Here is a 12,407-nt window from a genome sequence, read left to right on the forward strand (position 1 = left end):
TCTCAACCATTCGGCGGTTCGACACCAAACAGCTTATGAATAACCCCGGCATGAAACAGCGACGTTCAAATTGCCGGGAGAGCTCTCGGACTCATTCATAGGAGTGCAAGGGTCAATAAAGGTTCAAGGCTATCTGAGTGGGATAGCTGAAATTTGTAGTCGATGGGTTACGCGGGCAATTCCAGCACCGGCAACTCAAGCAGGAAGGCTTCGACTGTCGGCTGCTCACGCCCGCCGGCCAGCACCAAGGCAAGCTGCTCATAGGCGTAGGCCCAGACCAGCGAGCGCCAGGCGCGGAAGGCGATTCCGTCATTCTGGAACTTGGGCACAGCCGGTTCTTCGGCATAACTCACAGCGTTTTCGACGCTGTCGTATTTGGCGGCGATAGCAGCGGAGTTCAGCTTGGCTTGTACGGCCTGCTCGAACTCGGCCATGGTTGCAGCTTGAGCAGCTGCGATCTGAGCTGCCAGATCAGCATCCCGCGCCGCCTTCTCTGCCGCTGTCATGGCTACCTGCTTGCGCGTGACCACTACGACCTTGCGATCTGCATCAAGCGTTAGGACTTCAGCGCCCCATTTCTTGTTGGTGCCAAGCGTTACGTCGGCGTTTTCTTCCGGCCACCATGCAGCCTCCTGCAATCCGAACTGCGGGTCTGTCCATGAGAGGTCGAGGAGAGAGGCGAGCGCTTCGGAAGTGCCGGACTGATCCAGAAAGGATGGGATCGGCTCGCGAGTGGCGGTGTTGTTTTCTACTTTGATCATTTTACTTAGCCCTCACGTAAGCGCGCAGTCCACCTTGCAACTTGATTGTCGGGAGTGCAAATAACGTATTGCTGTCGAAATTGTATCTATCCCAAGTCATCGAGTACCCCCCGTTGGTACCTTCCCTCGCTAAAAGCCGCTTGTTGCCGTAGATGATCCTATTCCAGTTGAACGCCGTACCGCCAAACGCAGTCGGCTCCCAAACGTCCCCATCTATAGACGTGTACACGATATTTACACTGGTCATTGCGAAGAATAGACCATCACCTGCCGCCATAAAGGCGAATGCACCGTTACCAGGTTGCGGCGTAGAGGCGGTCCAGGCAACCCCATCGACGGTAGTATAAACAGCTGTCGTCGAGCGACTGGACACAATTATTAAACCGTTTTGAAACGCACCAGATATAAATATGCCATTAGGTAGAAGTACTTGTTGCCAAGTTGCACCATTGGTGGATACGTAAATAACTCCATTACTTCCGCTACTCGTGTTAGTAGTGATCACCGCGACACCGTTCCCGATAATCATATCGGTATAGCTACCGCTAATCCCTACCTCAGTCCAATTAACTAAGTCACTTGAATAGAGTATGCCGCTAGAGCTAGTAGAAAAAAGGATATAGCGGCCGGAGAAATAAAACATTTTCCCCCACGTGTCCGCCCGAGGAAGCGTTACACTCGACCACGTTACCCCGTTATCTACCGACCTTTTTACAAGGTTTGACGAAACTTGATCGGTCCCGAAGATCGAGCCGTTAGCGCTAGAAATCGCCGCCCCGCCATTCGTAAAAATACCTGCCGCCGTGGTCGTCCACGTCTGGCCGTCAATACTACGATAAATCCCGCTACTGCCGTTAGCTACGCCGTAGAAGTAAACCCCGTCATAAGCTAGGCTGCTAGCTACCGGTATAAATGTGCTTGTTGATGTCCCTGGATTCGATGGGGCCACCGGGTTCTTCAGGGCCTGCTGCCCTAGCTTTTCAAACAGTCTTGGATAGTCCGCTTTGGCGGGGGTGGCTCCATTCGCCAAAAGGTAATTGCCGGATGGTGGCGACATGCGGGTCACGATGTCGCCGATGCTGGAGCCAGTCCCGCCGCCAATCTTCAACCCCAGCGGATTCCCAAGCGGATTACCCAATGGATTGCCAATCATAGGTCGGCCTGCTCTGCGTAGAAGACGATCCCTGCAGCAAGGGCGACTTGCGAGCCGACGTAGAGCATGTCGCCAGCTTCGAGGCGCAGCGGTGTAGTCGGCGCAATGTTGCCGAACGCGGTTTCAGGAATGGCCGTGGTTGCGGCCAGCGTATAGGCGGCCATCAGTTCGGAATCAATCAGGTTGTAGACCGTCGGAGCGCTGGCCTTCACCAGAAATAGGACCAGTGACGACGCCGCCACTGTTGCGCGAGGGATGGCCGTCAGCTTGGTAACTAGCGCGCCATTGGCGCCCGCCGTAGCGAGTAGAGCAGCGCCAGTGACGGTTGAAGTGCCGATCCCGGTCAGTGCGGCAGTAACGACGGCGGTGCCAGTCTTGTACGTCTGAGCAAACGGCGCAGTGAATGTCTTGGCCATGGTGATTCCTTAGAAAGAGAGTGCGACGGCATGCATGAGGGCGAGATTGCCGATAGAGCCGGGGGCAGATTCGGCGGCTGTCGCTGAGGCGGCGGCGTTGTTGGCTGCGGCCGTGGCCAATGCGACCTGGGCGGCAGCGGCACCACCGGCACCACTTGCGATGGCGGCTTGCTGGGTAGCTGTCAGGGCTGAAGCGGCCGCAGCGTTCTTATCCACCGTAATCTGCGCCGTAGCAGAGTTGATCTGCGGCACCAGCTTGCCGTTGATATCGACATTGACCATCTTCTGCTGGGCTGTGAGCGTGGCGCCTGCCTTTGCGTCAAAAACATCCTCAGCGTCAGTTGGCAATGGCGGATCAGGAAGCGTTGAAAGTAATTCGATGTCTGCCATTACATGAGGCTCCTTGTCTTGAGTGTGTATTGCCCACGGTTGTAAGTCGGAAGACCTGTGTCGAAGTCGTCGTAAATCCCGATGATGATGGTGTAGGCAAGATTGCTGGCCCCGACGAACAGGGACGGAACGTCGTCGACGTCATCCAGGATTCTTTGAGTGCTGGAAATCTGGTCGCCGGTTAGCTCGACTTGGAAGTCGATCGATCTCCGTCGCCCGCGTTTGGTGATGGTGATACTTCCGTCAAACTCTTCCTTGATGGTCGAGTACTTCTTGCGGCCAAGCGATGTTCCATAAACTGCGGTGCCAATATTCTTGGCCCAGCCGATAATCATCATCCCCACGCGAGCGGTGCTGCCTGTCGCACTGACGATTACGCGAATATCGGCATTGTTGTATGGCGGCAGGTCGAACTCGGCCAAGTTGTCCTTGGTGGTGAACTGGCCGAAGAAGTACTGATACCAGCTACCCCCGGCCTTGCTCGACATGGCAAAGGTCTTGTCGTACACCGGATCAGTCACCCCCGGCACGGTCATAACGATGCGCACCGATGAGGCGTAAACCCCAACAAGGCCGATGGCGTTGATGCGCTGGCCGGGCCGGATCGTGAAGTCGATGACATTCTGTGCGGCCGTGAATGTCCCGATCTTCCAGGTGTTGCCGATTGCCTTGTTGAACATCCTGTACTTGTTGATCCACCCGAGGTTTTGCCAAGCAGGAGGCGAAACCATATCAGTCACTGGATTGCGGTTGTTATGCGCAACCAATGCCTGATAGTTGATGCGGTCAATGGTTACAAAGTCGCCTATCGCATATGTCGTAGCTGCCGACCAGGCCGCATAGTCGGCGTCAGGCAGCGCATTAACGATCATCTTCGCCGGGGTTATTTCTATCCCCGGCACCACTTTCATCTGGCTCATGCGGTCGCCGCCTTTGTTTCAATAGTGCCAATGATCTGCATGCCGGAGTTAACGAGCGTGTCCATGCCTTGCGCGACCGCCTTCGTGAGTTGCGCCATGTAGGTGGCGTTGCTCTTGATCTCTTCGCGTAGTGCCCGAACTTCGGCAGCCGTAGCCCCAGAATCGCCACCCCCGCTGAGCATCGCCGCCGTCTGGTTCGCGTTGAATATCCGGCTAGGGCCTGTGACTTCCAGTTCCGGACCGTTCTCGCCAACGAGGCGCATCCCGCCGCCGAAGTCGCCACCGGTTGCGTAGCCTGGAACCTTGAGCTGCCCATTGGTCGATGCCGAATCACGAATAGCCGCAATAACTTGGTCGTAGCTCAGCGTCCCGTTCTGCAGAGCAGCAGACCAGAAGGCCAAGCCGCCCGCATCTGCGTCCCGGTCCAGTACATCCTTGTAAATGGTCTGGATCGCGTTCGAGTTGTTCTGCGGCGTGTTTTGGGCTGCACTGCCTGCGCCGGTACGTGGCAATGTCGACAGCGCCGCGACCACGGCCGAGTTCATAGCTGCAACTGCTGCCGCTACGGTCATAGTCGAATTGTTCACGCCGTTGAGCATGTCCAGCTGAGCCTGCGCAAACGCCTGCTCCGACTCGAACTGTGCGCTTTGCAGGTCGTAGGCTGCCTTGGCCTGATCGATCTGATCTTCCAGACTCTCCTGCAATTTCTCCGCTGCGGTGAGCTGCTTGCCATTGATGGCGTTCAGCTCGGCCACGACGTTTGCAGTCCGACCCTGATCCCGGTTGAAGTCTTCAAGCGACGAGTACAGATCAGTGCTGTTATCGCTGACCGTGTCCAGTGCATCACTCAAACCGGTGAAGCCAGCCAGCGAACCGCCAGCCCGCGCGGTAGCCAGTGCCGATTGCAGCGTGGCCTGAGCCTGGGCGCGCAAGGTACGAACCGCCTCGTCCGAATCGCCACGCAATGCTTTGAGCGCCGAGCTGAGATCCGAGCCGACCGAAGTCAGGTCAGAAACGCTGCTGCTCGCCGTGCTGAGCATGTCGTTGAGCGAGGTGTTCAGTGCGTTGTATGCGTCGGAAGCGGTTTTCTGTTGGGCCGCGATCGACCGCTGCAAGGTGCTGAAAGCAGAGTCCAGCGAAGCCTTCGACCTGGCTGCAAGGATCGCGATTGCATCACTGGCGTTACCCGCCGAACCCTTCAGGAAGTCGAAAACCTTCTTGCCGGATTCGCCTGCCTGGCCAGCGGCGTAGACCATGTTCTTGAAGTCTTGATTGGTCGTCGGCAGTGCCAGGCCCATCGCGGCAAATTGCGCCGTGATGTCGGAGAGCTTGTCGTTGGCACGCTCGGCTTCAGTGGTGAAGAGGGTGTAGTAGTTCGAATCCAGCGCGTCCTGCGCTTCTTTGGCGGCTTTTGCTCGCTGCTCCAGGATTGAGTATGCGGCGGAAGCCTGTTTTGCGTTCGCAGTCATTGAATTGAAAATGACACGCTCGGCCTCGGAGGTGAGGTCCAGCCCTTTAACCGCCGCGTCAAATGCTTCGCGGGTGGCGGGCAAGGTAAGCCCCATTGCCAAGAACTGAGCGCGAACACCATCCAGCAAGTCAGAAGACTTCTGAACATCGGTTGTGAAGCCGTCATAGAAGCCGGTCATGTTGGTGTTTAGATTTTCAATCCCGCCAGCCATGCCGACAAGATTTTCAATCATTCGCCCACCGGCAACGCTGAAGTCGACCGCCTTCACGCCGATCATTTCAAGAGAGCCGTTGACGCTGTACAAGTTGTTAACGAATGCCGTCAGTCCCTCGAAGGTCATTCCCGACAAGCCAGCCGATGTGACTTTATCCACTTCGGAAATCGCAGCGTCAGCCAGGTCCGTGAACCACTTTGCGATTTCTGTTTGTATCTGTTCGGCGGTTTTGTCCTTTGTACTTATCTGAGTGGCCGCGACATTCAAGCCGTCGAGCACGCCGTCATTCAGCTGTACGTTCAGGCTATCGAACAAGCCCACAACAGTGCCCAGTGTCGCCGCGTAAGTGTTATCCAGCGCGGTTTGCATCTCCGGGTCCATGGCGGTGAGGCGCGTGCGCTTCTTGTTACTGCTGAACAAGCCTCCTTTTTTCTTTTGGTACTCGAACGAATTCGAATCCAATTCGCCGCCAGTCACGCCCAGCTGAAAGCCCTGGTCCTTCGTCACCCAGTCACCGCCGAACAGCGATGAACCAAACAGGCCGCCAAGTACAGCGCCGATGGCCGCGCCGATGGCAGTGCCGATCACTGGAACCGCAGAACCAATGGCCGCGCCCGCATATGCGCCCGCCACCGCACCGCCCGCGCCCGCGATGGCACCTTTAACGCCAGCCTTTAGATAACCCTGAATCGCGCCACCAATGCCGTACATTAGCGCGCTGGACGCAGCAAGGCCGGAAGTGGCCGCTGTTGTGGCTCCGCTGGCCGTGCCAGTTACCGCGCCGGTCGCGCTATTGCTTACGGTGTTCGAAATCAAATCGACTGTTGCGGGTGCCGCGCTTGAGCCGAGTTGGTAAACCCCGTTCGCCGTTGCACCAGCCGTAGAGCCGGCGCCCGAGAACAACCCGGATATCCCGTTGGAAATGCTGCCCGAGCCGGCTTTAAACGCGCCTTGGACGCCTCCCAAGAAACCATCACCAGCGCTCCAGCCTGCGCTTACCGCATCGCCGAAGCTGGATGTCGCAAGGCTGTAAGCTTTGCTCGCACCGTCAAAAAGGTTCGAGGCATTCATTCCGCCCGAGCCACCAAAAAGGCCGGAGGACTGCGCGGAAAGCCCGCCAACGCCAAGCGATGCCCCGATCTGCATGATGATCGGCTTAGTGATCGCCATGTGTGCCATCTCGGCCAGCAGTTGCTTGAATCCGTCGACCAGGCTATCGGCAAACCCTTTAAAGCCCTTGTCGATGTTCTTCCATGCGTCAGCGAATGCGTCGTCTACTCGGTCAACTGCACCCTCTGTGAATTTGCCCCACGCGGTAGCTGATGCCTTGTTCTGCTCATATTCCAGGCCGAGCTTCGCCAGCGCGTCCTGATATAGCGCTGTATCTCCTGTACCGGAAGCGATAGCGGCGCTGAGAGCTTTCTGTTCGGTGGTGTAATCGCGTAAGAGCTTTACCTGAGGATTGAGACGATCAACGATCCCCTCAACCGAGTTAGCCTGCTCCAGCGCCTTATTGGCGTCGAGCTGGGCCTTGGTCTGTTGCAGCAGCAGGTCGTATTCCTGGCTGCCGTATTCGATATTCTTGCCGGCAAGCGCAACAGTCATCGACTTTTGAATGTTGAAGGCTTCGAGTGCTGTCTTGCCTTGGAGTGTGGCGGTGGCCTGGGCCAGTGTCTGCGTAGTTTCGGTGCGCATAGCCGCAATGGACTGCGCAATGTCCAGACGATCCTTGGCGTCCGCTTCCTTGTTTACCGCGTCCGTTACCTTGTCGTGCGCGGCGGCGCCGGTCTTCAGTAGCGACTCTTCGATCTTTTGCTGAATGGTCAGATCGCGAACGTTGTCGGCGCCGGCCAGATAGGCGTCGGCCATGGAGTTTGACGATGACACCGCGATGCCAGACTGCGCAACTAGGTCGTCGAGGGCCTTCTTCTGCTGCTTGGCGAGTTGCTCGGCTTCAGTTGCTGCCTTCTTGCTTGCTGCGGATTGGGCTTTGGTGCCATCGCCCAGAACCTTGAACTGCGCGAGACGATCGGTAGTGTTGGCCGCATCAGCCTTTGCGCCTTCGTCGAAGACTTTGCGCTTGTCCAGGGCTGACTCACGCTGCTTTTTGAATGAGTCGAGGGCAGAATCGCGCTCCTCAAGGATGCTGACAATACTGTCTTCGCGAGCCTGATTCGTTACGTTGAGGGATTCCTGATACCGATTGGCTGCGTCCTGAACGGTGTCATCCGAGAAAGCAGACTTTATTGCGTCCTTGGCGAAGACGGCTTGAGCAATCAGGCGGTCAAAGTACGAAGCGATTTCAACGGTCGCGATCTGGACCATTGCTCGAATATTGGTGGGCAGAGATGCAAACGCATCACTTACGAAATTCGCTGTTTCCGATGCAGAGGCAGCCATTCCTCCTTGCTGATCCACATCAAAAAGGCTGCCCCACCAATCTTTCAGCGTCTGAAGGGATTTTGTTGCGTCAGATCCAAATGCCGTGAACTGGGAAGCGGCGGCAGACAGATTTGTTTCCATCTGGCCTGATGCAATCTGGCTATTCAGCTCACTCAGTGCGTCGGTGACGGAGTTGACCGAATCCTGCATCAGCGTGCCGAGCCCGGCATCGTTGATTAGGCGGAATGTGCTATCCCATGTTTTGCCCAGGTTGGCAACTGCGCCGTCCAGGGTTTTCATGCGGAGCTCCATGGCTCCAGCAAATTGATTCTCGCCCAGATCGGTCAGGTACTTTTCAATCTCGGCGGCATTGTTGCCGATCTTCTTGGTGACACCTTGGAAGGTGAGCGCGATGCTGTCGCCATTGACCTTCGCCTTGATACCGAATTCTTTCAGGCGCTCAAACTCGCCTGTTGCCGCATCAGCGACTGCCTCGATCATCTGATTGAGGTCTTTGCCCATTGCCGACGCAGTGTTGCCGTACGACATCAGCGCCTTTTCAGACGGAGTGAGGCCGAGGTTCACCAGTTGCGTGAAGCCCTTCACCGCCTGATTGAGGTCGTATGGCGTTTTCTGGGCGAAGGTTTGCAGCGCTTTAAATGCTACGGCTGCCTTCTCGCTGCTGCCGGTCGCGGTGATCAGGCCAGAGTTGAGCACATCGAACTGGCGCTGTACGTCGGCCGCCTTGTTCAGCGCCGCCATTGCGGTGGCCACGGATACCAGCGGGCCCAGCAGCTTACCCAGGCCGGAAGTTAGGTTTGATGCACTCTTATCGAGCGCGCCTAGATCCTTATCAGCCTTCCGGGCAGAGGTGCTGTCGACCGAGATGACCAGCTTTGCGTATTCAGACATGGCCGGCTCTCGCTATGAAAATGGTTTCACTGATGCGCTCGATCTGGCGGCGCAGTCGCGGGGCCTGAATGAGCAGATTGGTTTTTTCTGTTTCGTTGCAGGGAAGGTCTAGCGACCAGTCCGAGATGAGCGAGGCAACAAGTCGGGCCTTTCGCGCGCGGCGCTGCTGCTTGTCCATGCGCAATGCCTGCTCCTTGCCTCCGGCCTTGGAAAGCTCGACTACCTGGACCAGTGCCTGCGCCTTGATTGAGTCGAAAGCCTTTTCGTATTGCTGGGAAAGCACCGACCGGACGACCAGCCAGTGCTCGCTTGGCGCGCCGTCAGCATTCGATAAATCGACCCGTCGCCCCTCTTCCGCCTCCTGCTTCACGTAGAAATCTCGGGGCTGCATACTTTTCTCCGGGCGAAAAAAAGCCCCGCACTTGGCGAGGCTCTTGGTTTACGTTTCAGTTATGGGCAGTCGGCCCTGCCCAGCTCTTCGAATTTCCCGGAGCGCTGGACCTTCACGATGTCGACCACCTTGACCATCTTGGCCGTGGCTTTGCGTTCGGACGCCACCGTGCATATGTAGCTGGCCAGCCCCTTCCGGTCCGTGCCGTCATCAATAGCGCCGATGTACAGGTTGTCCTTGCTCATCCAGGTCGCGTCTTTGACAGATTTCTTCTCGGACGCTATCAGGTATTTTACCAAATCCTTCTGACTCTGCGACGTAGCTGGCGCTGCCGCTTGAGCCCCTCCTGCCAGGAAAACCCCGACCAACAGCCAATGGCGCATTCCGAATCCCTCCCATTAAAGCGCCAGAATATCAAATCGCCACGCACACCACTTGCCCGAACGGCTTCACCGCCTCATGCTTGCCGATCAAATTAAGGAGAGACGCATGGGAAGCGCAAAGCTGCTCGCAGTATTGGTATTCGCAGGAGTTACCACACTGGCCGGATGCACTACGGCTCAAAAGATCGACCGGCCGGATGGTACGGTCGAATACCAAATAGCCTGCGGAGCCGCGACCGGCTGGGGTATCTGTTACAGCAGAGCTCAGGAGGTATGCCCGGGCGGATACAAAACGATCGAGGAGGATCAGGGATTCAACCGCAAAGAGCTGAAGATCAGCTGCGCCAAATAGCGTCCTCGGACGATGTGGAGGCAGCCTATCATCAAGCCTCACTCATCACCCGACATTGGATGCCGTCCATCTTCATGATGGTTCGCGCCTCTTCTGGATCAATCTGTCGATCCATCATGCGCGCCCAAGCGTCCATCTCCTGCCACGTCAACGGGTCAGCGGTGCGCTTCAGCTCCCAGAACAGGCCAGCCAAGTACGCCATGCCGTCAGGCATCGACGGAATATCCAGCTCGCGCGGCTTGTGCCCGGTCATATTCCAGACCCGCGTCAGGTGATCGCGGGTTGTGGCTGTCGACCCTTTGACCGGCTTGTTAAGCCTGGCCTCGCCTTCCCAGTGGGTTAGGAGGCTTTCAACTCTGGCGCGAAAAAACGCGCGCGGCTATTGGAGAATGACTCTACCTCCTGAGCAAGGCCGGGGTTCTGGGTCAGCAGCTCAGCAACGGCGTCGCGTGAGAACGGCGCATCGAACGACCAGCCGGTTACCAGTGCAGAGCGGTACTTGATGGTGCCAGTGTTCTGGATGTCATAGATCTCGTCCGAGCTCAGCTTGGATTCATCCTTGTCGCGGCCTTCGCGTGCCAATGACAGCAATGCACGCCTGGCAACTGGAGCATCCTGCCCGATTACAATCAGGTAGTGATCAGTAGCAGTGCCGTCCGGCAGTGTCAGAGGCAGCTTCTTGCCTGCTTCCAATGCGGACAAGGTGAAGAAGTCGGCCAGAGCGAAAGTCTTCGGTGTTACAGCTTTTTCGGGTTTAGCAGCCATGCGATGAATCTCCAGAAATGAAAAGACCCGCTCAAATGGCGGGCCTGGGAAGGGGTTGTGATTACGACGTGCGAGTAATCATCATCGTGGTGGCCAGCGTTGCGTCGTAACCGGCGCTCACTGTGTACTGCGGGATGATCGCGCCAGGACCGCTGGTTTGCTTCTGGCCCTGGGTGTAGCGAACCTTCGGCAGTTCCAGCGTGTAGCTGTCAGCGCCTTCGGTGAACTCAATCACATGTGAGGTAGAAGTCTCGTTGAGAACCTTGTCCCACAGCACTGCGTCGACGAGGTATGCGCTCATGGAGCCGGTGACGACCGCGATACCGTTGGAGATATCGAAGGCTTCACGGCTGCCCAGCGCAAACAGTGCTTCCATGCCGTTGTCGAGGTTCACGCTCCACTCTGTCGCGTAAGCAACTGGCAGGCCGCCTTCCGTCAGCGCAAGGTTGGTGGTGATCATGATGTCGGTGGCAGTGCTGGCCGTGTACGTCGAGCCAACCGGCACGGTGTAGCGCTCAGCCTTGGTACCCAACATGCTGAAGGTTACACCGACTGGAGCGTTCAGCGGTGCGCTGATTGCCATCGTGCCCACTCGGCAGCCGTGGTAGCAGTAGTCGATACCGATGTCGGTGTGGCGCTCCAGGATGGCAAAGGAGCGCTCAACCTTGCCGATCTTCAGGACGTTCGCGGTCCAAGTGCCTTGCATTGCAGCTTGGATCAAGTCGTCGAAACTGCGGAAAGACAGCTCAACCGCGATATCGCCGGCCACGCTGTAGGTGCCGCCCCGACTAGCCTGCTGCTGGCGAAACTCGTTCATCTCAGCAGTGGTGACTTGGTTGATGTTCGGGGTAAGGCCTGCGCTCACAAAGCGAATAGGCTTCCACGCCGGAGTTGCAGGGATAGCGCCTGCCACCTCCTCGACGTAGTAATACTGCGCGGCTGAGCCGTTGGATAACTTGCCCATTTTTGGGATCTCCTGGAACGAAAAAACCCCGCATATGGGCAGGGTGTGGGATTGCGAGGGATGAATCAGGCGGTCGGAAAGATCCAGGCCGTGTAGAAGACTTTGATGCTGACGCCAGTCCAGACAGCTTCCGGCGTTATCTTGGATCGCTCAGCCTTGCGGATGTGAACCCGCTGCCCTTGATATTCGAGGTCAAGGCCCGGCCTATAAAAGCTCAGCGCCTTGTCGGCATCAGCCAGAATAGGGCCGGTGCCGGTGTTGTTCGGGTGGAATACGTCGATCTGCAGGTAGCCGGAGCGCTCGACGGGATTCACTGCACCGAATGCAGCAGGCTCGCGGCCGGTCGGCATGTCGGTCAGTCGTGCCCAAGCTTGGCCGGTGACGGGCGTGTAGGTTTTGCCCTCAACATTGGTTCGGCTTAGCGGGTACAGATCGCTCGCCAGATAGGCGCTGACCAATGCCCCGTTGATCTTGGTTTCAGACATGACTTAAACCTTGTTCTTTTCGATGGCTGCGGCAACGATCTTGGAGACTCGATCCATGCTTACGGTGACCATGCCTGCGGCCGCCTGATCAGACCAGCCATTCTCTAGCCGCTCAATGTACGGAAGGTTGTTGGTCAAGTACGTAACCTGCCCAGCCCCTTGAGGGGTTTTGCCTTCGGCGTCCGAAATGGTACTCCCGCCACTTTGATCAAGCCTTTCCACCTCGCCATCTACCGGCGAACCTACCGAAGCCTGCCAATTCCCGCGAGCGCGACCACCTACGTAGCCGGGAGGGGCAAGCAGAGGATATTTCCAGCCGTCAGGGTCGCCGACTGGAGTCATTTTGATAACGCTGCTGAACAGTTCGATGGTCGCGGCGCGGACGATCTTATTGTGAGAGGCCGCAGTCTTGGCGGTGAAACGCCGAATGTCATCTGAAAAGCTCATT

The 12,407-nt window shown here is 57.1% G+C and carries 14 protein-coding genes; 1 reads left to right on the plus strand and 13 read right to left on the minus strand.

From position 1 onward, the window contains the following. Window positions 1-167: 167 nt before the first annotated feature. Genes AABC73_RS14775 through AABC73_RS14810 form a run of 8 tightly spaced genes read right to left on the minus strand, consistent with a single transcriptional unit; the run spans window position 168 to window position 9,393 of the window. Window positions 168-761, minus strand: a complete 594-nt coding sequence (locus AABC73_RS14775; RefSeq protein ID WP_341519815.1) for a hypothetical protein — start codon at window positions 759-761, stop codon at window positions 168-170. Window position 762: 1 nt separating this feature from the next. Further along, window positions 763-1,914, minus strand: a complete 1,152-nt coding sequence (locus AABC73_RS14780; RefSeq protein WP_341519816.1) for a hypothetical protein — start codon at window positions 1,912-1,914, stop codon at window positions 763-765. Then, window positions 1,911-2,330, minus strand: coding sequence for a hypothetical protein (locus AABC73_RS14785; RefSeq protein WP_341519817.1), 420 nt, complete (start codon window positions 2,328-2,330; stop codon window positions 1,911-1,913). The genes AABC73_RS14780 and AABC73_RS14785 overlap by 4 nt, the downstream gene beginning before the upstream one ends. Window positions 2,331-2,339: 9 nt before the next feature. Further along, on the minus strand, window positions 2,340-2,720 hold the full coding sequence (locus AABC73_RS14790) for a hypothetical protein (protein WP_341519818.1): 381 nt from the start codon (window positions 2,718-2,720) through the stop codon (window positions 2,340-2,342). Further along, entirely contained in the window at window positions 2,720-3,640 is a 921-nt protein-coding gene (locus AABC73_RS14795) for a hypothetical protein (RefSeq protein ID WP_341519819.1), read from the minus strand. The genes AABC73_RS14790 and AABC73_RS14795 overlap by 1 nt, the downstream gene beginning before the upstream one ends. After that, window positions 3,637-8,619: a DUF4214 domain-containing protein gene (locus AABC73_RS14800; RefSeq protein ID WP_341519820.1), complete on the minus strand. Its 4,983-nt coding sequence runs from the start codon at window positions 8,617-8,619 to the stop codon at window positions 3,637-3,639. Before AABC73_RS14800 ends, AABC73_RS14795 begins: the two co-directional genes overlap by 4 nt. After that, window positions 8,612-9,010, minus strand: a complete 399-nt coding sequence (locus tag AABC73_RS14805; RefSeq protein ID WP_341519821.1) for a hypothetical protein — start codon at window positions 9,008-9,010, stop codon at window positions 8,612-8,614. Before AABC73_RS14805 ends, AABC73_RS14800 begins: the two co-directional genes overlap by 8 nt. Window positions 9,011-9,069: 59 nt before the next feature. Next, on the minus strand, window positions 9,070-9,393 hold the full coding sequence (locus tag AABC73_RS14810; RefSeq protein ID WP_341519822.1) for a hypothetical protein: 324 nt from the start codon (window positions 9,391-9,393) through the stop codon (window positions 9,070-9,072). A 106-nt stretch (window positions 9,394-9,499) separates the two neighbouring features. Here AABC73_RS14810 and AABC73_RS14815 point away from each other — a divergent pair, with 106 nt between their 5' ends. Further along, a complete protein-coding gene (locus AABC73_RS14815) occupies window positions 9,500-9,745 on the plus strand; it encodes a hypothetical protein (protein WP_341519823.1) in 246 nt (81 codons plus the stop codon). Window positions 9,746-9,776: 31 nt separating this feature from the next. Here AABC73_RS14815 and AABC73_RS14820 read toward each other — a convergent pair whose 3' ends face one another. From AABC73_RS14820 to AABC73_RS14840, 5 genes are all read right to left on the minus strand, one after another. After that, window positions 9,777-9,998, minus strand: coding sequence for a hypothetical protein (locus tag AABC73_RS14820; protein ID WP_341519824.1), 222 nt, complete (start codon window positions 9,996-9,998; stop codon window positions 9,777-9,779). A gap of 86 nt (window positions 9,999-10,084) precedes the next feature. Further along, the gene (locus AABC73_RS14825; protein WP_341519825.1) at window positions 10,085-10,510 is read right to left on the minus strand and encodes a phage tail assembly chaperone; all 426 of its coding nucleotides are present in this window, start codon (window positions 10,508-10,510) and stop codon (window positions 10,085-10,087) included. Window positions 10,511-10,571: 61 nt separating this feature from the next. Beyond that, on the minus strand, window positions 10,572-11,474 hold the full coding sequence (locus AABC73_RS14830; RefSeq protein ID WP_341519826.1) for a phage tail tube protein: 903 nt from the start codon (window positions 11,472-11,474) through the stop codon (window positions 10,572-10,574). Between the two features lie 65 nt (window positions 11,475-11,539). After that, window positions 11,540-11,959 (minus strand): phage tail terminator-like protein, encoded by a 420-nt coding sequence (locus AABC73_RS14835; RefSeq protein WP_341519827.1) that lies wholly within the window; start codon window positions 11,957-11,959, stop codon window positions 11,540-11,542. Between the two features lie 3 nt (window positions 11,960-11,962). Continuing rightward, window positions 11,963-12,406 carry an HK97 gp10 family phage protein gene (locus AABC73_RS14840; RefSeq protein WP_341519828.1) on the minus strand — a complete coding sequence of 148 codons (444 nt, stop codon included), beginning with the start codon at window positions 12,404-12,406 and terminating at the stop codon, window positions 11,963-11,965. Window position 12,407: the final 1 nt, after the last annotated feature.

Source organism: Pseudomonas sp. G.S.17, from assembly GCF_038096165.1.
In the GTDB taxonomy this organism is placed as follows: domain Bacteria; phylum Pseudomonadota; class Gammaproteobacteria; order Pseudomonadales; family Pseudomonadaceae; genus Aquipseudomonas.